This window comes from Corynebacterium ulcerans (assembly GCF_900187135.1).
In the GTDB taxonomy this organism is placed as follows: Bacteria; Actinomycetota; Actinomycetes; order Mycobacteriales; family Mycobacteriaceae; genus Corynebacterium; species Corynebacterium ulcerans.
Genome location: NZ_LT906443.1, coordinates 1,379,432 through 1,398,705 on the forward strand (window position 1 = coordinate 1,379,432; position 19,274 = coordinate 1,398,705).

Consider the following 19,274-nt stretch of genomic DNA (forward strand, 5'->3'; position numbering starts at 1 on the left):
GAAGCGGCTCGGTGAAGTGTGGTTAAAGTTGATATGTGGTGTTGAACTGGCCGTTAGAATGGCGGCTCAGCGTCAGCACCGCCGAATCCACCTGCTGGCGGGGCACTGCTCCACGGGTCATTAGCCGGTGCGGAGTTTTGGCCGCTCTGCTGACCGCCGAATCCACCCTGGGATCCGCCGTTGCCACCAAAGCCACCGCCTGAGTTTCCACCGAAGTTTCCGCCACCATAATTTCCGCCGTTACCGCCCTCACGAGGGTTACGGTTAATGCTTGCCGACGCGTACCGCAAGGATGGGCCGACCTCATCGACCTCAAGCTCCATAACGGTGCGCTTTTCACCCTCACGAGTCTCGTAAGAGCGCTGGCGCAAGCGCCCGGTAACAATTACGCGCATACCCTTAGTAAGGGACTCTGCGACGTTTTCTGCAGCCTGGCGCCACACGTTGCATTGCAGGAACAAGGCCTCACCATCTACCCACTGGTTTGACTGAGAGTCATACCGACGCGGAGTCGAGGCGATACGGAAATTGGCAACCGCTGCACCAGCTGGGGTGAAGCGAAGTTCCGGGTCAGCAACTAAGTTGCCAACGACCGTAATGTTGACGTCTCCTTGAGCCATTGTCAGCCTTTCTTTACAACGTCAGCGTCATAAAATTATGTGTGACGTTTTTGGTGTTCTTCTGTGGAAAGCGGGATTCGCTTGCGCTAGATGAAACTTTCTGCGCGAAAAATAATCTGCTCAGCGGCTAGCTAGCCACCAACCGGATTACTTATCGCCACGCAGAACCTTGGTGCGGAGAACGCCATCGTTCAGGTTCAACACGCGGTCGAGCTCCAGAACGGTTGCAGACTCGCAGTTGAGGTTGAGAACAGCGTAGATGCCCTCTTCCTTCTTGGCGATCGGGTAGGCCAGACGGCGCTTACCCCAGATATCAACCTTTTCCACGGTGCCGTTTTCTTTGCGGACGATCTCGAGGAACTTGTCCAGGGACGGGGCAACAGTGCGTTCATCCTGGGAAGGATCCAGAATGATCATGACTTCGTAGTGACGCACGGACCTCATCACCTCCTATGGTCTTGTATTTTTAAGTTCGGCCACACCCCGGTTGGATGTAGCAGGAGGGTCGTTGCGTCAGCAACCGTTCAAAGATACCCCACCGACTATCAAAAGTCGATTCTTTTCAGCATATTTGTGGCCGAGGCCATCGCTAAAAGGGAAACGTGAACAGAAAATGATTGCTGGGCACAACGAGCCTGTCGTTAGCAAGCACTTCTCAGTGCTTAAGCCAACCGTCACAGCGTAGCCTCTCTGGAGGCTTTACGCAGAACTCACCACAGCTGCAGTCGTTGTACCCGTGACTTACACAGCAACAGAAATAGCAAGAATCACGGGAATAACAGTGATAAAGAGGACCGCGATCGCAAAAAGCGACCAGGTCAATCTTCCGGGTTTTCCATAGGAATAACTGGCAAAAGCGCCGGTAAAGAACGCAAAGCCGAGGAACACACTCGACATGGTGGCAATCATGATTGCAGTAGACATCAGCTCTTCATCGCCTCTCGCTCACTTGTATTGTCCAGTTGGGAGCGCTTTGAGCTCAATGTCCATCTGTCGTAGCAGTCAAACGGCCCCGCGAGCGGATCGCACCCACCATGATCGCGGCTCACCTTATCCACTGTCTTTCCAAGCATCTGGCGAATCACCATGACCGCGATAATAAGAATCAAACCATCTCGACCAAGAATAAAAAGATCAAGCAGCCCCGCCGGCGCCCCCTTGTTCTCAGCGCCCAGAAGATGCCACATGAGGATAGGCCAGGTGGCGGCGTCGATAAGCCCCCAGGCAAAAATCAGCCGCCAACGAGGCAGAGCAAGAACCGCAAGCGGGACCAGCCACAACGAATACTGCGGACTCCACACCTTATTAATTAAGAGGAATGCTGCGACTATAAGGAAAACAAGCTCTGCGACTCTGGGCCTTCTACGCACGCACAGCCCTAAAACAGCAATGCCCACACATGCTGCAACAAATAACAGCAAGGTCAGTATGTTGAGATTCACCGGGGCCTTCCCCGCAGGATCTAAACCAGACCATCCACATTCCCGCGAAAGCACAGCATAGATAGTGGTCCATTCCCACCCGCGCTGAGAGTTAAGCCGCAGGAATTCACCCCAGGCGTTGGGATAAGCAAGCATCACCGGAACGTTAATAATCAACCAAGTGACTAATGTCCCCGCTGCTAAGACAAACCAAGCCCGTAATTTTTTGCTCCGCAACGCCACGATAAGCAGTGCACCGAGGAGGAACGCCGGCCACAGTTTGAAGGAGGTGCCCACTCCGATCAATACGCCCGTGATGACCAAGTGGTGGCGTCGAAAAGCTACGAGCGCCCCTATAGCAGCAGCGATTGCGAGAATATCCCAGTTGGTAAAAGCATGAACAACAACAAGTGGTGACGCGGCAACCAGCACCACATCCCACACGCGATTTCCCGCCAACTCCGCAAGCATCGCCACCACCGCTCCCCACACCAATGCCATGGTCAGCGCAGTAATGGTGAAGTAGAAAGAAACTTCAGGAACACTGGGGAACATCGCATGAATGGCCGGATATCCCAAGCGAGTGATAGCTGCCATGATCCACTGGAAGATTCCCGTCAACACGGGATATTCCATGTACCTAGTAACGCCACCCTCTTGCCAGGAATACGCATAGGGAAAGCCCGGTTGGTCTAATCCACGCCCGCTATAGAGCGGAATGATATCGGTATAGCAGGCGGAAACATACTGTTTGTTGCCAGACCAATCCAGTTGGGCTGTACCGGCGACCTCGTTTCCGTGGAGGCAGTTGGCCTTTGTCATGTACGCGAGACTGAGAAAGCTCAGGGCAACGGTCACGAGCAGGCGCAGAGGCGTCCACCATCGTTGTGTCCCTACCTGAGAGAATCTCCCCAAAGGTCCACCCAGAAACTCTGTAAAACTACGCGCTATGGGTTCAGTGCGGCTGGGGGAAATCCGATAGCGTGGGTCGCCAAGCTTAATGCCGCCTTGTCTAGGCCTAGCGTGTTTTCGCTCCTTAGTCATCGCTGGTATGGATTCCCTTCGGAAAGAGTGTTCTGCACACAACGCGGCCTATGCCACGCATATCTATATAAATAATCGTGATTATCCCACCAACGGTAGTGCATTTTCGACGTACACCGGCATGCGTATAAGAGCTACCTACATAAAATAACTCTCCACCGCAGATCTGCACGCGTTGTGCGAACCTTTGCGATGGAGAGCTGATCCTATGCATTACTCAGGACTTAACCGCCGAGCAGTGGAAGCAGGAGATCAGGGAGAAGACCTCCGCCGCCGCCTGGTGCCGCCGGAGCTTGCCCGTCAGGGGTTCCTGGCACTGCCGGGGCCCCAGGAGCTTGTCCGTCAGGAGTCGGGGCTTCTTCTGGCGTAGGCTCGTTGCGGCGAGTAGTGGCCACAGGCGGCGGCGCATAGGTGTACTTGCCACTAGCCCAACCGATGGATTCTGCAGCCTTGAACTTCTCCACGCTCTTGCCTTGGAGAGCATTATCCTCAATGTCTTTCCACAGCTCCGCCGGAAGGTTCGAGCCATACATCAGACCGCCCCACGAGTTAAGCAGCGGGGAGTTGTCAGAGGTTCCAGCCCACACTGCCGTAGCTAGTTGTGGAGTGGCGCCGAGCATCCATGCGTCTTTGTTGGAGCCGGTGTCCCCGAGCTGCGTGGTACCCGTCTTGGATGCAGAAGGACGTCCCCCTGCGAGGTTATTGCCGTTGGACCACGCTGCAATCGGCGCCATGGCGTCAAGGACGTTGGTCGCCACTTTTTCGGAGACGCGGCGCTCGCCCTCAGACTTTTCGTGCTGATACAAGACTTTGCCGTCGACGGTCTCGATTTTCTCCACAAAATATTCTTTGTGCCAGACACCGTAGTTAGCCAAGGTGGCCATCGCGTGAGCCATGTCCAGAGGACGCGACTGATACTGGCCCAGAATGACGCCCTCGTAGGGCTGGTTTCCGTTCTCAGTCAGAGTCTTTTCAATCCCCGGTAGCGAACGCGCCACGCCCAACGCATGGGCCATATCGGCAGTGTCCTGGCTACCGTTTTTCAGATCTGCCTGCAGACGAAGGAAGCTAGTGTTGTAGGACTTCTTCAGGGCTTCCTTGATAGTGCAACTACCGCAGCCCTGGTCAACGTTTTTCACAGTGATGCCACCGGGCAGAGTGAAGGGATCTGAGCTGTAATAAGCCGACGTTGGGATGCCTTGCTGCAGCGCTGCTGCGAGGCCAAAGATCTTAAAGGTCGAGCCGGTTTGCAGCGGAGCGTTGGCGTAGTCATATCCACCGGCGTCTTCTCCACCGTAGTAGGCACGCACTGCACCAGTGCCTGGCTCAATGCTCACGGTAGCCACGCGAGTCTTTGCCTGCTCATCTGCCAAGTTCTTCTTGACTGCATCGACGGTGGCCTCCTGGGCCTTTTGGTCAATGGTGGTGGTGATGCGTAAGCCCAGCGTTTGGACCTCATCTTCCGTGATTCCCAGGCTTGTCAATTCCGCCATAACTTGGTTCTTGATCAAACCGTTTGTCCCGTCAGCCTCGGTATATGCCTGGTTGAGGGCAGGATCAATGGTGTCCGGGTAGATCAGCCCGGCGCGCTCATGAGGGTCAAGCCAACCGGAGCTCACCATGCCATCGAGAACGTAGTTCCAACGTAGTTCAGATTCTTCGCGGTTGGTCCAAGGGTCCAGTTGGCTCGGGCGCTGAATAGCCGCGGCGAGAACTGCAGATTGCGCAACGTTGAGATCGGAAGCAGGGATCCCAAAGTAAGCGCGTGCCGCAGAGTCGATGCCATAAGCGTTACGTCCAAAGTAAATGGTGTTGAGGTATGCGCTTAGGACTTCGTCTTTGCTCCATTCATTAGCCATTTTGACGGAATAGACAAGTTCCTTCACTTTGCGCATATAGGAATAATCGTTACCCACCACCATGTTCTTCACGTATTGCTGGGTAATCGTGGAACCGCCACCGGCTGATGGGTTTCCGGTGAGTTGGCCGATAATAGCGCGCCCAAAACCAGTAAAGGAGAAACCTGAGTTGGTATAGAACTCACGGTCTTCTGCTGCTAGGACAGCATGGCGTGTTACTTCTGGCACCTGCTCAATAGGCACTTGGGTGCGGTTGCCGTCTGGTGGGACGATTTTTGCAAGCTGAGTTTCACCGTCAGAGGCAAAGATCTGAGAAACCTGTTTGGTTACCAGCTCACTTGGCTCTGGCACGTCGGTAACTATGTAGGCTGCCGCGAAAGCCACGAACGGTGCGATGACGAGCGCCGCGATGGTGGTGAGGATCGTGGGCTTCACCCATTTGGGACGAGCTTGCGGCTTGGATTTTTTAGGTCGGGTACGCGCACCAGCAGCCTTGCTCGCAGGGCGTCCAGGCTTCTTTTTTTGTGGCTGGCCAGAGCGGCCTGCGGGGCGCTTGGCTTTAGCGTTTCCCTTGTTAGCATCTGATGAGCCGTTGTTCGGCTTTCTCGATGCCTTGTCCTTATCTGAATCTGCCAACTGACTTGTGCTTCCTTGTCATTTATCTTTGTGCAGTGAAACTGTTAGTCACGTTATTCAAACTTTACTGCCCATTCCCCACTATCACTAGGTCCCACGCGTGCAGAGTCCCAGAGGCTTCACCTGGCGGGTTAGTGGACGAGCGTATCGACGCCCACCAAGCTTTGTTACACATCCACAACTAAGGAGCAGGTCACCGGCTTTTATTCATATCGTCGCCGTTGTCTACAGCAGTCACAGAGCGCAATAGATGGTTCCATTTACACACAGCACAAACTTCCACAGTATGCACCGTGAATTCTTTCCCTTGCGCAGCAAATTCACCTATTTCCTCAAGGCTTCGTGCACTACCGGAGGCGCGCCCAAGTTCATCACCATAAACCCAGTAGACAGTCCTCAGGTCTGCGTCTTCACAAATCGGGCACGGGCGATGTGCCGGTTCTCCGTGAAATCGTGCAGCGGCAACGAGAAGGAAGTCGGCGTCGCAGAGCGAATCTGTGGTGATCGCGCCCTGTTTCCACAGACCGAGGCTATGCCGACGATCCCATTGATGCGATACTTCGTTTTTGAAGACGAGCATCGCGCAATTCTAGCGCAGTTTTCTCACCCTTCACGGGCATCCTTCTCTTAGCCCTGCACTTCTACCTCTGAACATGGGAATAAAGCCACGTACGTGCGTCGATAAGCACCATAGTTAACGTGCCTCCCTGACACTAGGCCACCTAGCGGGTGTGAGCTAGTGCATTTGTTGCACAAAGTATTGGGTGCTTATTACCACCAAACTATTTTCTAGTAATTAGAATACTTTTTATGACGTCGCAGACTCCTTACGAACTTGCAGAAAAGATCCGTCCGGCTCTTACCCAGCTTTATGTGTTGTACTTCCGGGTCGCAGAACAGTCTGACCTGACGCAGCCTCAGCTCACTATCATGACGCGCCTAGCGACCTCGGGCCCTGCCCGCATTAGCCACATTGCACAGGCTGAAGGCATCCGTATGCCCACTGCCTCTAATGCCCTTCATCACTTGGAAAAGCGCGGTATCGTCGAGCGCATTCGTGATGAGTCAGACCGCCGCGGCGTTAAGGTACAACTCACAGATTTCGGTCAGGCTGAGCTTCTGCGCGTGGGAGAGGAACGCACTAAACACCTGGCAGACATGCTCGCTACCCTCCCGCCCGAGGAATACGCCCAGATGGACAAGGTAGCTGACGTCATCAACAAGCTCTCCACGACGTATACGTCATCCATGCTAGAAAGCGAGCAGGACTAACCCCAACGCCTTAGGCATAGGAAGATTCGCTTTCCTGCTCATATGCTCAGCGAATCTCTCATGCTGCGGTAAAGTTTTGAGCCAATGGCAAAGAAGTCAGATAGTTCTAAGAAGTCGTCCGCCACAGGCTTCGCGCACGACCCAGTCCGTGTCCTTGTTGCATGGACTCCTAATTCCACAGGATCAGCAGCCCTTGATTGTGCCGCGTGGCTTTCTCGAACCACTAACGTGGAAGTCCGCTGTGTAACCACTTTCCTCCGACCCTGGCCCTCCCGCACGGGCAAGAAAATCGGAACAAAATACAAAAAGTGGTTCAAAAAAGAAGCTGCTGCCTGCGAAGAAGCTGTGAAACGGGACCTTACCCGCGCAGATATCGCTAAAGAGCGCTGGAACTCAACAGTCTCAGTTTTCTGTGATGGAACCAATGAAGCAGCACTTCTCTCAGACGCTGCCGCTGACTTTCGGGCAGACATAGTCATACTGGGTTCTGATGCTGCAGCACCCAAGGGCCGTTTCCTTGCAGGATCAACCGCGGACGCTTTGTTGCACTCCTCCCCTAAACCGCTTGCACTCACGCCACGGAAACCTAACCTTTCCAAACGAGGCGTCACCAGGGTCAACTTTGCATACACTGGCGACGATACCGATAGCCAAGCGCTCATCCGCGCCGCGACTCTTGCCGCGGCCTGGAACGTACCATTGCGTGTTCTCGCACTTTCTCCTAGCGGTTTTGGAGTCCTCCCCATTTCAGACTCCGTGGAGTTGCCTCGCGATATCGCCCTTGAATGGCGGGAAAATACTCTTGCAGTACTAGATCGGGCTCGAGACACTGTGCACAAGGAGCAACCCGAAGTCAACGTAGAAACACATATTGGTTCGGGGGCCGGTTGGCAGGGTGCAATAGACGCAGTGAAGTGGAAAAAGGGCGATCTCCTTTGCTTTGGCTCCACCCCTCTTGGCGCTTTTGAGAGAGTCTTTATCGGATCTCAAGCAACAGAGATTCTCCCCTACGTTAGTGTGCCTGTTTTGATGATTCCGGCAACAAGCAAGTCATCAAAGTAACCTCGGGTCTACAGCACTAGCAATAGGCAAGGAAGTGTTACCTCATGAGTCGCTGCGCAATCGTTACAGGAGCTAGCCAGGGAGTGGGCTTAAGCGTTGCCCAATTGCTCCTCGAGCACGGTTGGACCGTCTACGCCCATTATCGAACCGCCCCCGCCTCCATCAGTCACCCCAATATTCACTGGTGGCAGGCCGATTTTGCGCAAGACCTCCCCGCAAATGTCGTATCAGAGCTGACCCAGATCGGCCCTATCGACGCCCTCATCCACTGCGCCGGTATCGCTTCTCTGGGAAGGGTCTCCACTGTTGAGCGCTCCAGCTGGGAACTACACATGTCTGTTAATCTCCACGCCCCGGTAGAACTCACCGCTGCTCTGCTGCCACAACTACGATCTGCTTCTGGACAGCTTGTGTATATCAACTCAGGAGCCGGAATGCGGACGAACCCAGAGTGGGGGGCCTATTCCGCAAGTAAATTCGCTGCACGCGCCTGGTGTGACGCACTTCGCCACGAAGAGCCTATGATTCGTGTTACATCCGTGTTTCCTGGAAGAATCGACACAGGGATGCAACGAAGCATCGTCGAACAAGAGGGTGGCGTCTATGACGGATCTGCATTCATCGCCCCTGCTTCTGTAGCAAAACTTGTGCTCACCTCCCTAGAAACCACCCCGGATGCCCACATACCCGAGATCATTATCCGGCCGCGTTAATGCGTAGTGCCGGAAGGACAAAGAGTTCTTTATGGCCAAGCACCTCGAACACCCAGAAAACGACCTCCAGTCCGACGCAGACTATGCTAACCGGCACCGTCCGGAGCCTACGAGCTTTGATGAGCTTGCCGACGCTCCTGATCCCCTCCACCAAGCAAAGCTCAACCAGCGTTCTACAAAACAGGCCGTGGCGTGGGCAATCGGCACTCCGATTGTCACCGGAATTGTCGCATTCATTCTGGCGGTTGTCTCTCGCACCCTTGGTGGACCACTCTGCGATTCCGGTCACGCTACCTGGATCTGTAGTCGTTCCGCTGAAATCTGGTGGCCACTACTAACCAGCCTTGTCCCCCTTGCCGGCACTTTAGGTTGCGGCATCATCTTGTGGCGTAAATACATCACGTACACCCGGTGGCGCCCATGGATGGGCACCTTCTGGGTTCTTGTCCCTTGGATGATGCTGTGGATGGTCACCGTGTTCCAGATGACCATCGTGGGGCATTAAATCTCGTGCTTAAGCGAGCGCTGCTTCCTGAGCAACCTCCACACAGTGATCCCGGCCGCAGTTCCTGGTAGCAGGGTTCTCATAGCATTCTGGGCACATCAGTACTAGATCGCGACACTCATCTTCATTGATGCAGTGTTCGAACTTATTGGTGGCTTTCCCGCACTGAATGCAGTGTCCTAGCTGGATAAATCCTGGGTCTTGTACGCCGTTGCCAAACTCCATGTGCATGCGTTTGTCAAAGACATACAAGGAACCTTCCCATAGGCCGTCGTTGCCATATTTTTCGCCATAACGCACGATGCCACCGTCGATCTGATACACCTCTTTGAACCCACGGTTCTTCATCAACGAGGAAAGGATCTCGCAGCGGATGCCGCCAGTGCAGTAGGAGACGACCGGCTTGTCTTTCATCCAATCGTACTTGCCGCTCTCCAGCTCACGAATAAAATCGTGCGTGGTGTTTACATCTGGCACCACGGCATTTTTAAACTTACCGATCTGGGCTTCCATCGCATTACGTCCATCGAAGAAGACGACATCGTCGCCACGCTCTTCAACGAGCTTATTGACTTCCTCCGGCTTCAAGTGAACGCCGCCGCCGATCACACCGCGCTTGTCCACTTTGAGCTCACCAGGCGCGCCAAAAGCCACAATCTCATCGCGCACTTTCACGCTGAGCTTAGGGAAATCTTCTGCCCCACCATCAGACCACTTGAATTCTGTTCCGCGGAAACCAGGATATTCACGGAACTTCCTGATGTAACGCTTGCAGGCTTCCATGTCACCGCCCACAGTTCCATTGATTCCATGCTCAGAAATGAGAATGCGGCCTTTAAGGCCAAGCAACTCACACATATCGCGCTGCCACAGCATCAATGCCTTGGGGTCAGCGATGGGGGTGAACTTGTAGTATAGGAGGATTTTGCTTTGGGACACAAAGGTCATCGTACTCTGTAGAACAGAAGGAGAAAAAGCGAAAATAGGGCTTCATGAGGCGTGATATGCCATACAGGCCGCTAAGAAGCCTTGACTAGCAGCCAAGAGGATCGATTTTCACGATTATTCCACAGGATATTCCCATGGCTTTACCTGACAAAGAGGGCTAGAGTTTCCAAGGCTGCTTGTTTTGATGACATCTCAGCAATCTCAACTATCTTTCTTTAGTCACCGAGAGGCTCGTCGTGACCGAATTTCTACACATGCTCCAAGATACCCAGGGGCTTCTTACCAGCGTTGGCCTGATTGGTCTAGCACTGATCGTCTTCGCAGAAACCGGCATCTTGCTGGGATTCTTCCTTCCTGGAGACTCGCTCTTATTTGCAGCTGGAATGCTCGCCAACGGCGACAAACCTCTCGCCCCCCTATGGGTAGTGTGCCTCACCGTAGGCATCGCCGCGTTCGTAGGCAACGAAGTCGGTTACTTTGTGGGAAAGAAAGTCGGACCGGCCGTCATGAATAGCTGGGCAGGCCGAAAGATTGGAATAGAGCGATTGCACTCCGCCGAAGAATTCTTTGTGCGCCGTGGATCCGCAGCTGTCTTCTTGGGTCGATTCATCCCCATCGTGAGAACCCTTGTCCCCGTACTAGCGGGCATGAACAAGATGAACTACAAAAAGTTCTCCTTGATCAACTTAGCCGGCGCCATCGTATGGGGCATGGGGGTTCCTGTCCTCGGCTATTTACTCGGCGGCATTCCTTTTGTGCGCAACAATATTGAAATCCTGCTCCTCGCCGTGATTTTTGTTTCAGTCATTCCAGTGTTTATTGAGTTCCTGCGAGGCCGCAAAAATCGGGTGAAGACCATCGCTTCAACCGAACCCGTGGAGCGTACTCAGGCATAAGCTCACCTTTCCCAACGACTTCTCAACCCGCTTCATGCGGGTTTTTTCGTCTTTCTACAGCCTGTAAACCTTGCATTTTTGGGGGTCAACCATTAGTCGCATCACCAACTAAGTAGCACCTAACTTAGATAAACCTTACCCCCACCAGAATAAAGGTTAGGCATCCCTTCCCTGGTTGATTATATTTAGACCCCGACATAACAAGTTTTCCCTCATGCGCAGGAAAGAAACCCGTGAAGAATAAATATTTCTACCGCTCGCTCATTGCGACAACTACCCTCGCCGCACTACTTCCCGTAACCGGAATACAGGCGGTTGCAGAAGAAACCGCCCCCAGCAGTGCCGTAACCGCACCCAACACTGCAGAAGAAAACACATCCGCATCAGAGACTGCTGAATCTGATGTAGATAGCACCTCTGACGACTCCAAAGAATCCACCGCACCGGATTCAAGTAACGATAAAGAGAGCACCAACAAGGCCACAAAACCAGATGCTGCCCCCTCCCCAAGCAGCAACAATAAGCCAGTAACAACGGAAGCAAAGGAATCCGTAGCAGAGCTAGCAGCGGGCATCGAAAACACCGGGTCACTAACGTGGGGAATTCGGACCTCTTTCAACAACTACACCGGTGGGCCCACGTCGGTTTTTGGTGGTGCAAAAGAAAACGAGAGTAAAAATGAGTTTACTTTTGAACTGGAAAAGACAAGCTATGACCCAAAGACCGAACGCTTTGAAGCCCAGTTTAAAGGTGGCATCCACTATAAGAAGTACTGCAATGGAACCGATACTTGCGACTTAGATCTAAAATTGGAGAATCCACGCATTGTAATAGCAAAAGAAGGTTCTTTTGTCTATGGAAATGTATCATCTAAGCAATATAAGAAATCAGAAACTTATACCAATAACGGTGACGTTCCTATCGCAGAACTTTACACCGCGGGTGCAGATTTTAATCACACAGATACTACTGCCTCTTGGAAAAACATCCCTTCCACTTTGACTCAAGCTGGCAACAAAATGTTTTCCGAATTTTACAGTGTTGGAAGCGGATTAGCACCAGTCTCTTTCACTTTTGATACCTCAAAGCACCCAGATATCAAACGGCCAACTTTTGACAACGCAAAGTTCCGAGTAGCAAGCGCTAATTTCAACAACAAGGCGCCGTACGAACTTCATAGAAATATGTTTAGTTTCAATGGAGAAATACTGCTTGCCACCTCCGGATACAGATTTACTCAACACCAGGGATCAGGTTTAGCCCTGTTAGATCGTGATTTAAATCAAAAGCATTTCACAGATATTAAAATCAACGAGTATGGGGCAGTAACATTTGACCCAGAAAAAGGGGACTTCTACTACGTATCCAAAAAAGAAGAAAGTACCCGAACTAAAAAAATATACACTGACGACAAAACAACTTTATTTAAAGTACACGTCGATTCAGAAAAAGGATTCGGAACACCTGAAAAAGTTCACACTTTCGAACAAGGGATTACGGCTCTCGGATATCATCCAGGAACAAAAACCGTCGCAATAGTAACTCCCACTCAATTGGGAATTGTAAAACAGGGAGCTTTTACGACTCAATCTTTGCCCAGTAGTGCAGATCTGCTGAAACAAGAAGGTTTTGAAGAGTACTCGAGTAGTCACGTATACGGGTCTCCTAGCAATATTAATGACCCCTTCGAATTATTGCCGATGGATGACGGAACTTTTGTCCTAAATGCAAATGGTGAAGGTAAAAAAGATGGGCAAAAGCTCTATGGTCTTATGGTTTCGATAGATCCCGATAAAACGCATGGAGAATTTGCCAAGCTGTTGGCAAATTCCGGCACTTCCGTTGTCAATCTCGCCAGTTCAGCAGCACATAGCAACGGGTCCACCATAGTCAGAGTAAACAAAAACTCGTATTCGACTCTTTCCTACGCTCAGAGTTTTACATACAGTGACGGAAACCTTTCATTAGCACATGAGCCAGTTCAGACTACTGATGTTGCAGGATGGGGAAACCTCTTCATAAATAAAGAGGGACAAGTTATTACCCTAAATGGTGGTACTGGAAAACTTGAATGGCGCGATTCCCAAACCTTCAAGCCGCTCGATGGTATAGATCCTGTCGCTATCCCTAACGGAGATAAAACTTACGAACATATTCATGGCCCAATCCTTCAACTTGATGAGGGAACCTTCTATGTGCCGTCTTATGATGCCTCTGAAGGCGAAGGAAACGAGACTTATTCGCTTCGGAAAGTCTATGATCCGAAATTCGTTCCTTCCGTTAAAGACACAAATAAGCAGGAAGACCTCTTAAAAGAAGACCTCGAAGATTCCAAACCATCCACACCGATCTGGCAAATCGTGCTTAGTGTCCTTGGCGGTCTTGGATTAGTCGGCGCCTTAGTAGGGTTCCTCTTCCAGACTTTTATTGCTCGTTAGCTTTTAGTTCACTCGCGGAGTCAGATTCTATATATCTGCGTTATGAACAAAGCTAAGGGGGTTTCCCACCTATTTTTACGGTGGGAAACCCCCTTAAAAAATTTTCTTTACAAGTTCCCGTTGTCGTCAACGATGTGCTCGCGCACGAACCATTGGAACTTCTCTAGTTCAGCCGCTTGGCCGATGTACATATCTTCAGTCACTGGATCGAGATCGCCGGCGCTAGCCATGGATTCGCGAACTCCCTCCAGAACCTTGGTGTATACATTGTTCAGTTCCGTGAGGTGGTCGTGAGTGCTTGCGCTGTTGATTGTGTATTCCAGTGGCTTGCGGTTTTCCACATGGCCGGCTGGTGTACCGATGGGGGATCCGCCCAGGGTGGCGATTCGTTCTGCTATTTCATCGGCATAGCCGCGCACGATGTCGACCTGGGGGTCGATCATCTCGTGGACCGCGATGAAGTTTTGTCCGTGGACATTCCAATGGGCGTGCTTGAGGATGAGATGAAGATCGTTATAGTCGGTGAGCCGCTCCTGCAGGTGATCGATAAGCTGCTTGGCGTCTGCTTCATTGATTCCTGGAACAGTGAAATTCTTCATGAGCCCTATAATACACTCTACTTTTTAATAAGCAAGGTTTGTTAGGGTTTCCGTATTTATCTATGATGGATGGTATGCCAGAAGGCCACGTCATTCATAGGCTCGCCCACGAGCTCAATAAGCATTTCCAGGGGAAAGCGCCACGTGTCACGTCTCCCCAAGGGAGATTCGCCGCAGAAGCTGCCCTTATCCACACCACGCCACTTCATCAGGCTCATGCATGGGGTAAACACCTTTTCCTTGAATTCGATGCACCCACGCCAGAACACATTGTGCACATTCATTTAGGGCTTATCGGAAGCCTGCATTTTGACCCGATTGACGAGCTCAAGGGGCAGATCCGGCTGCGGATAGAGAACGATGGGGTAGCGGCAAACCTACGGGGACCGCAGTGGTGCCGCCTCATTACGACGGAAGAGATGGAGGTGGCCGTCGGCAAGCTTGGGTCAGACCCGCTGCGTCCAGACTCAAATCTCAGCGTCGTACGGCAGCGTGTCGCGCGTTCACGGAAATCAATTGGATCGTTGCTCATGGACCAGCATCTTTTTGCTGGGGTGGGGAATATCTACCGTGCAGAATCGCTCTTTCGACTAGGGATAAGCCCCTTCTTACCCGGCCGCGAGGTGGAAAATCTTGACGCCATCTGGGAAGACTTGGTGTATCTCATGCAGGAAGGAGTGCGGGTAGGGCGTATCGACACCGTCCGACCTGAACACACACCTCAAGCCATGGGCCGAGCACCCCGTAAAGACGATCATGGTGGGGAAGTGTACGTGTATCGCCGCTTGGGTCAGCCCTGTTATGTATGCGGCACGCCGATCAGCGGGCAGGTGATGGAAGGGCGAAACCTCTTCTGGTGTCCCACCTGCCAGCCCCAGCCATAGTCCCACCCACAATGGCGCCGAAATCGCCACAGACCCTATAGCGCACGGGTTATCCTATGGAGCATGCATGCTTATTCCGTCGCAGACATTCGTGCAGCCGAGAATCCCCTTATCCAAGCCGCCAAACCTGATGCACTGATGAGACAAGCAGCACAGGCGGTCGCCGAGGCAGCCCTGTGTATGATTCCTCATACACCAGCAAAAATACTGGTCATGGCGGGTAGCGGCGGCAATGGAGGCGATGGACTTTACGCTGGCGCACTACTCGCGCAGCTCGGACACACGGTCCACGCGGTCTTAACGTCCTCTTCGGCTCACGCACCAGCGCTTGCGGCCTTTGAACAAGCAGGCGGAGTACTAGCACCACTCATGGATGCAGACCTGGTGATCGACGCAATCATCGGACTGGGAGGAACCGCTGGACTGCGAAACAAAGCCTGGGATATCTGGCAGGAAGCAGTGGCACAGGGGCCTGCGATACTCGCCGTCGACGTCCCTTCCGGCGTAGATTCCGATACCGGATCAGTCGGCCCCAACGCCGCCTGCGTGACTGCAGACGTAACCATAACCTTTGGAGCCGCCCGCATTGCACATGCTGTCTCTCCGCGTTGCGGCGAGGTTCTCGTTGTCGATATAGACGCTGGACAGTCACTTACACAGGCTCTTTCCACAAAGAACCCCGCGGTCGAGTTCTTCCAAACACTCCAGCGGAGTCGTTTCTCTTGGCCAGGTCGTTTTCTGCGCCCTGAGCCTCTGCACATCACGGAGCCCTTGGAGCCAGCGGCTGACCACAATAAATACAGCGGGGGAGTAGTTGGTGTTATTGCTGGCTCGGAGACGTACCCCGGCGCGGCTGTTCTCACCGCTACGGCGGCGGTGCACGCCACGCCTTCGATGGTGCGCTTCGTCGGTTCGTGCGCGCGGGATGTGGTTCGTGCGCGTCCCGAGGTAGCGGCTACGGAAATGCTTATCGACGCCGGCCGCGTCCAAGCCTGGGCCTATGGCCCCGGCGCGGGCGACACGGATTGGTTATCTGACCTGCTCCAGCGACCAGAACCACTCATCATCGATGCCGACGGCATCACCCACTTAGCCCAAGAATCCGAGCTACGTAACCTCCTGGCTCGTCGTAGCGCTCATGGGTGGCAGACCTTGCTTACTCCACACGAGGGAGAGTTCGTGCGACTAGCCGCACGGTATACCGCCATCCGAGATGTTCATGAGGATCGGATAGGCGCAGTCCAGGATCTGGCAGAGGCGTTAGGGTGTCAGGTGCTCTTGAAAGGTCGGGTCACGATCATCGGATCAGCCGATTCCGTGGTGTGTATCAATGCCGGACACTCCTGGGCTGCGACCCCCGGCAGCGGTGACGTGCTCACTGGTCTCATAGGCGCCTGGGTCGCCCATTCTGGCATGGGTGTTGTTCCTCTTTGTGTGTCCATCCATGCCATGGCTGCGTGGTTGTCTGCACAAACGGACTATGGCCCAGCTCCCACGTGGGCGGCAAAAATCGCTGATTTTATTCCGCAGGCAACGGCCGCTTTACTGAGCCAGCACAGCAGTTAAAAGACAACGGAGAGCACCATTTCTGCAAGGACGCACAGGGCACCCACCAGGAAAAGTGTGACCACAAAACCGCGTCCACGGTACCCCAGGATCCGGGCAAAGCATGCACCCAAAAAGGCTCCGACCGTATTGCATACAACATCATCTACGTCCGTGTATCCGATAGCGTAGACGTATTGAGCAACCTCTATTCCCACGCTCACAAGGAACCCGAGCAGCGTAGAAAAGACTATGGGTATCCGCCAGCGCCCAGCGACGATGGTGACTAGGAGGAAACCAAAGGGGATAAAGAGCGCCACGTTTCCCACCGCATCTAACCAGGGCGCGTACCACAGCGTGGGGTTGCTCCAGGCGTCGAAAAGCTGGAGATCAATAGAACGATTCCGGTGCGCCTCGGTGCTCCAGAAACCGCCAAACGAATAGGTTCCTTTCATCAAAGTCAGCGCAAATACCACGGCTAGCGCCGCCACAAGCGTCGCCGACGCTACCTTCACAGAGCCCATTCGTTGCAAAACCATGCTGGCCACCCTAGGTAGGGAGTCTGGCAATAGACTGGCCGTTTCCTTGCTACAACCTTGGTGCTCTACCTTTACAGCTTCAACTCCACCCCATGCCTTATGCAAACGTTTCTAGCTCAACGTTCCTAGCTCTCTGAAACGCAAAAGCTGGCAGAGCCTATGCCCTGCCAGCTTTTTAAAGTCCCACCTGCATTAGACCAACACAGGTTCTTGGGTCTCAGCAGAGGAGTCGTTGCCGTGTTCCTCGCGCAGCTTCTTCACTCGCGCAGCCCGAACCACAAGGGTAATGGCTAGCGGAATGAGGGTGAAGGCGAGAAGAACCAGAACGGCTACTACATAGGAACCGTTGAGTTCTCCCTGCGATGCCTGAACAAAGGCGTTGCGCGCATAGGTCATCGGGGTGATCGGGTGGAACACCTGGAAGAAGGACGGAACCGTAGCCAGCGGCCACACGCCGCCGAAGGAGAACATCCCAAAGGCAAAGGCCGCGAGGATCGCTATGCCACCAGTAAAGCGACCGAGCAAAGCCCGCAGCATCTGGTTTGTTGCGGCAGCCGCGGTGGCTGTGAGCAAGAATCCTAGGGCGATACCCGCAGCAGAAGCCGGTTTCCAGCCCACGAGAGATGCTCCTGCAGCGAGCACTGCAAGGGTAATCACACCGATTCCAGCAAGACCAGCGAAGGACTTCAGCGTCGGGCCGACAAAAGCGGAACGACGATCAGTGCCAAAAACGTGGGGGATAAGGATCGCAGCCATAGCCATGAGGAGGAAGCCGAAGACCATCACGATCAGCATCGAGGCGCCACCGGAGAGAGACTTGACCGTAGGGTCATGAGAGTCCACCACGGTTTGCACCGGGTTAGAGTTGTTCTCTTTATAAACGATGGGCACGGAAACCTGCTTTGCGGATGCTTCCACATTCTTGGCGCTTGGCGCGGTGGAAGCGCCTTCGCCGAGCTTGCCAGCCAACTGCGAGGTTCCGTCTTTCAACTTCATGGATCCGTCGTGGAGTTGCTGGGTGCCGTCGGCAAGCTTGGTGGTGCCGTCGGCAAGCTTGCCTGCACCCTCATTGAGTTTGACAGCACCGGTGTTGAGCCGTTCGATGCCATCTTTGAGTTTGAGAACGCCACCATAGTACTCGGAGTTAGGGTCGCTGAGCATAGTCGCTAGGGTAGCGGTGCCGTTTTTCAGTTTGTGCAGCTGAGCTACCTGGTTATCAGGATTATTGGCATCAAACTTAGTGGCCAATTCCTGCACCTTGTTGGCTTGCTCCACAGCTCCGATTGCACGGAGTGCGTCTGCCGCCTGTTGCAATTGTGGTGCCGCGTTCTGTGCAGTGGTCAGTACGGGGATGAGGGTATCTGTAAGCTTGCCGACGCCCGCATCAATCTGCTGTGCACCATCACCCAGGCGAGCGGTGCCCTGTGCTAGGCGACCAGCACCAGCAGCAAGTTGGGAGCTACCGTCTACGAGTTGGGAGGTGCCGTCGGAAAGCTGATGAGCGCCACCGTTAAGTTGCTGCGCACCAGACATACCCTTAGCCAAACCCGCCTGTAGTTTGCCGGCACCCTCATCAAGCTTTGCGGATCCATCAGCGGCGCGGGTCAGACCGCCACCGAGGTTATTCACACCGTTGAGGAGCTTCTTGGCATAAGACTCCGAGATTGAGGCAGACACAGCTTGCTGAATCTTAGGCACAAGTCCACCGGTGAGCACCGAACCATTGGTGCCGTTGAAGTCGTTATAAGAGATCGTGATCTCTGGGTTGGTAGGCTTTTCCGCCAACAAAGTGTTGACGTTAGCGGAGAAAGACTCCGGAATGGTCACCGTGAACAGGTATTTACCGCTGTCCAGGCCCTTCTTAGCCTCGTTGGCATCAACTTCACGGAAAGCCAGATAGTCGCGAGCCAACAGCCCCTTGACCACCTTGTCGCCATAGCGCTCAAATTCACCGTTACGAGTCGCACCAGCATCCTCATTAACCACAGCGAGGTCCACCGAACGCAGATTTTTAGTGGGATCCCACATGGCCCACATATAAACAACTGAAGCAACCACGGGGAGAAGCAGGAATACCACGGCGCACAGCCGCTTCCAGCTGAAGTGCCTCGTGGCCTGAGACGTAAGTTGAGACATGAGGGAATCCTCCGGTTTTAGAATTAAATACCGGACAATTATTGCCTATGCGGTTTTGTATCTAAAACCAAAACAGTGTGGCGCAGTCAAAAAAGCACCCCCGACACACCCCTACATCACATAAAACTAGCAGGCCTGTCAGCTTTTAAAATTCAAG

The 19,274-nt window shown here is 53.3% G+C and carries 18 protein-coding genes; 8 read left to right on the forward strand and 10 right to left on the reverse strand.

Going from position 1 to position 19,274, the window contains the following annotated elements:
* Nucleotides 1-53: 53 nt before the first annotated feature.
* The 6 genes from CKV68_RS06140 to CKV68_RS06170 form a co-directional block, all read right to left on the reverse strand.
* Nucleotides 54-620, reverse strand: a complete 567-nt coding sequence (locus tag CKV68_RS06140; RefSeq protein ID WP_014526422.1) for a single-stranded DNA-binding protein — start codon at nucleotides 618-620, stop codon at nucleotides 54-56.
* Nucleotides 621-767: 147 nt separating this feature from the next.
* Nucleotides 768-1,055 carry a 30S ribosomal protein S6 gene (rpsF, locus tag CKV68_RS06145; protein ID WP_013242888.1) on the reverse strand — a complete coding sequence of 96 codons (288 nt, stop codon included), beginning with the start codon at nucleotides 1,053-1,055 and terminating at the stop codon, nucleotides 768-770.
* A 306-nt stretch (nucleotides 1,056-1,361) separates the two neighbouring features.
* A complete protein-coding gene (locus tag CKV68_RS06155; RefSeq protein ID WP_014836952.1) occupies nucleotides 1,362-1,544 on the reverse strand; it encodes a hypothetical protein in 183 nt (60 codons plus the stop codon).
* On the reverse strand, nucleotides 1,544-3,085 hold the full coding sequence (locus tag CKV68_RS06160) for a glycosyltransferase family 87 protein (RefSeq protein WP_095075812.1): 1,542 nt from the start codon (nucleotides 3,083-3,085) through the stop codon (nucleotides 1,544-1,546). The genes CKV68_RS06155 and CKV68_RS06160 overlap by 1 nt, the downstream gene beginning before the upstream one ends.
* A 224-nt stretch (nucleotides 3,086-3,309) precedes the next feature.
* Nucleotides 3,310-5,580 (reverse strand): transglycosylase domain-containing protein, encoded by a 2,271-nt coding sequence (locus CKV68_RS06165; RefSeq protein ID WP_014526424.1) that lies wholly within the window; start codon nucleotides 5,578-5,580, stop codon nucleotides 3,310-3,312.
* Nucleotides 5,581-5,773: 193 nt separating this feature from the next.
* Nucleotides 5,774-6,160 (reverse strand): DUF5318 family protein, encoded by a 387-nt coding sequence (locus CKV68_RS06170; protein ID WP_013912610.1) that lies wholly within the window; start codon nucleotides 6,158-6,160, stop codon nucleotides 5,774-5,776.
* A 230-nt stretch (nucleotides 6,161-6,390) separates the two neighbouring features.
* Between CKV68_RS06170 and CKV68_RS06175 the strand changes: the two genes are divergently transcribed.
* From CKV68_RS06175 to CKV68_RS06190, 4 genes are all read left to right on the forward strand, one after another.
* Nucleotides 6,391-6,852 carry a MarR family winged helix-turn-helix transcriptional regulator gene (locus tag CKV68_RS06175; protein ID WP_013912611.1) on the forward strand — a complete coding sequence of 154 codons (462 nt, stop codon included), beginning with the start codon at nucleotides 6,391-6,393 and terminating at the stop codon, nucleotides 6,850-6,852.
* An 84-nt stretch (nucleotides 6,853-6,936) separates the two neighbouring features.
* Nucleotides 6,937-7,914 (forward strand): universal stress protein, encoded by a 978-nt coding sequence (locus CKV68_RS06180; protein ID WP_014836955.1) that lies wholly within the window; start codon nucleotides 6,937-6,939, stop codon nucleotides 7,912-7,914.
* A 44-nt stretch (nucleotides 7,915-7,958) separates the two neighbouring features.
* The gene (locus tag CKV68_RS06185; protein WP_029973970.1) at nucleotides 7,959-8,627 is read left to right on the forward strand and encodes an SDR family oxidoreductase; all 669 of its coding nucleotides are present in this window, start codon (nucleotides 7,959-7,961) and stop codon (nucleotides 8,625-8,627) included.
* 31 nt (nucleotides 8,628-8,658) lie between these two features.
* Nucleotides 8,659-9,132, forward strand: a complete 474-nt coding sequence (locus tag CKV68_RS06190) for a hypothetical protein (protein ID WP_013912614.1) — start codon at nucleotides 8,659-8,661, stop codon at nucleotides 9,130-9,132.
* Nucleotides 9,133-9,141: 9 nt separating this feature from the next.
* Here the strand turns inward: CKV68_RS06190 and trhO are convergent, their stop codons facing one another.
* A complete protein-coding gene (gene trhO / locus CKV68_RS06195) occupies nucleotides 9,142-10,071 on the reverse strand; it encodes an oxygen-dependent tRNA uridine(34) hydroxylase TrhO (protein ID WP_041479427.1) in 930 nt (309 codons plus the stop codon).
* Nucleotides 10,072-10,316: 245 nt separating this feature from the next.
* On the opposite strand from trhO, the gene CKV68_RS06200 reads away from it, so the two are divergent.
* Both CKV68_RS06200 and CKV68_RS06205 read left to right on the forward strand, forming a co-directional pair.
* Nucleotides 10,317-10,976: a DedA family protein gene (locus CKV68_RS06200; RefSeq protein ID WP_013912616.1), complete on the forward strand. Its 660-nt coding sequence runs from the start codon at nucleotides 10,317-10,319 to the stop codon at nucleotides 10,974-10,976.
* A gap of 233 nt (nucleotides 10,977-11,209) precedes the next feature.
* Nucleotides 11,210-13,414: an HtaA domain-containing protein gene (locus tag CKV68_RS06205; RefSeq protein WP_095075813.1), complete on the forward strand. Its 2,205-nt coding sequence runs from the start codon at nucleotides 11,210-11,212 to the stop codon at nucleotides 13,412-13,414.
* 107 nt (nucleotides 13,415-13,521) lie between these two features.
* Here the strand turns inward: CKV68_RS06205 and dps are convergent, their stop codons facing one another.
* A complete protein-coding gene (gene dps, locus CKV68_RS06210) occupies nucleotides 13,522-14,013 on the reverse strand; it encodes a DNA starvation/stationary phase protection protein Dps (protein WP_014526430.1) in 492 nt (163 codons plus the stop codon).
* Nucleotides 14,014-14,087: 74 nt separating this feature from the next.
* Here dps and CKV68_RS06215 point away from each other — a divergent pair, with 74 nt between their 5' ends.
* A complete protein-coding gene (locus CKV68_RS06215) occupies nucleotides 14,088-14,897 on the forward strand; it encodes an Fpg/Nei family DNA glycosylase (RefSeq protein WP_230847262.1) in 810 nt (269 codons plus the stop codon).
* 63 nt (nucleotides 14,898-14,960) lie between these two features.
* On the forward strand, nucleotides 14,961-16,463 hold the full coding sequence (locus tag CKV68_RS06220) for a bifunctional ADP-dependent NAD(P)H-hydrate dehydratase/NAD(P)H-hydrate epimerase (RefSeq protein WP_095075814.1): 1,503 nt from the start codon (nucleotides 14,961-14,963) through the stop codon (nucleotides 16,461-16,463).
* Here the strand turns inward: CKV68_RS06220 and CKV68_RS06225 are convergent.
* Both CKV68_RS06225 and CKV68_RS06230 read right to left on the reverse strand, forming a co-directional pair.
* Nucleotides 16,460-16,981, reverse strand: a complete 522-nt coding sequence (locus tag CKV68_RS06225; RefSeq protein WP_014836959.1) for a VanZ family protein — start codon at nucleotides 16,979-16,981, stop codon at nucleotides 16,460-16,462. The two genes, CKV68_RS06220 and CKV68_RS06225, sit on opposite strands and share 4 nt — an antisense overlap.
* A gap of 192 nt (nucleotides 16,982-17,173) precedes the next feature.
* A complete protein-coding gene (locus tag CKV68_RS06230; protein WP_095075815.1) occupies nucleotides 17,174-19,117 on the reverse strand; it encodes a YhgE/Pip domain-containing protein in 1,944 nt (647 codons plus the stop codon).
* Between the last annotated feature and the right edge of the window lie 157 nt (nucleotides 19,118-19,274).

Excerpts from the sequence above, each read along its gene's own strand:
- CKV68_RS06140 (WP_014526422.1), bottom strand. The coding sequence starts at position 620 with ATGGCTCAAGGAGACGTCAACATTACGGTCGTTGGCAACTTAGTTGCT.
- CKV68_RS06155 (WP_014836952.1), bottom strand. The coding sequence starts at position 1,544 with ATGTCTACTGCAATCATGATTGCCACCATGTCGAGTGTGTTCCTCGGC.
- CKV68_RS06160 (WP_095075812.1), bottom strand. The coding sequence starts at position 3,085 with ATGACTAAGGAGCGAAAACACGCTAGGCCTAGACAAGGCGGCATTAAG.
- CKV68_RS06170 (WP_013912610.1), bottom strand. The coding sequence starts at position 6,160 with ATGCTCGTCTTCAAAAACGAAGTATCGCATCAATGGGATCGTCGGCAT.
- CKV68_RS06175 (WP_013912611.1), top strand. The coding sequence starts at position 6,391 with ATGACGTCGCAGACTCCTTACGAACTTGCAGAAAAGATCCGTCCGGCT.
- CKV68_RS06180 (WP_014836955.1), top strand. The coding sequence starts at position 6,937 with ATGGCAAAGAAGTCAGATAGTTCTAAGAAGTCGTCCGCCACAGGCTTC.
- CKV68_RS06185 (WP_029973970.1), top strand. The coding sequence starts at position 7,959 with ATGAGTCGCTGCGCAATCGTTACAGGAGCTAGCCAGGGAGTGGGCTTA.
- CKV68_RS06190 (WP_013912614.1), top strand. The coding sequence starts at position 8,659 with ATGGCCAAGCACCTCGAACACCCAGAAAACGACCTCCAGTCCGACGCA.
- dps (WP_014526430.1), bottom strand. The coding sequence starts at position 14,013 with ATGAAGAATTTCACTGTTCCAGGAATCAATGAAGCAGACGCCAAGCAG.
- CKV68_RS06215 (WP_230847262.1), top strand. The coding sequence starts at position 14,088 with ATGCCAGAAGGCCACGTCATTCATAGGCTCGCCCACGAGCTCAATAAG.
- CKV68_RS06220 (WP_095075814.1), top strand. The coding sequence starts at position 14,961 with ATGCATGCTTATTCCGTCGCAGACATTCGTGCAGCCGAGAATCCCCTT.
- CKV68_RS06225 (WP_014836959.1), bottom strand. The coding sequence starts at position 16,981 with ATGGTTTTGCAACGAATGGGCTCTGTGAAGGTAGCGTCGGCGACGCTT.
- CKV68_RS06230 (WP_095075815.1), bottom strand. The coding sequence starts at position 19,117 with ATGTCTCAACTTACGTCTCAGGCCACGAGGCACTTCAGCTGGAAGCGG.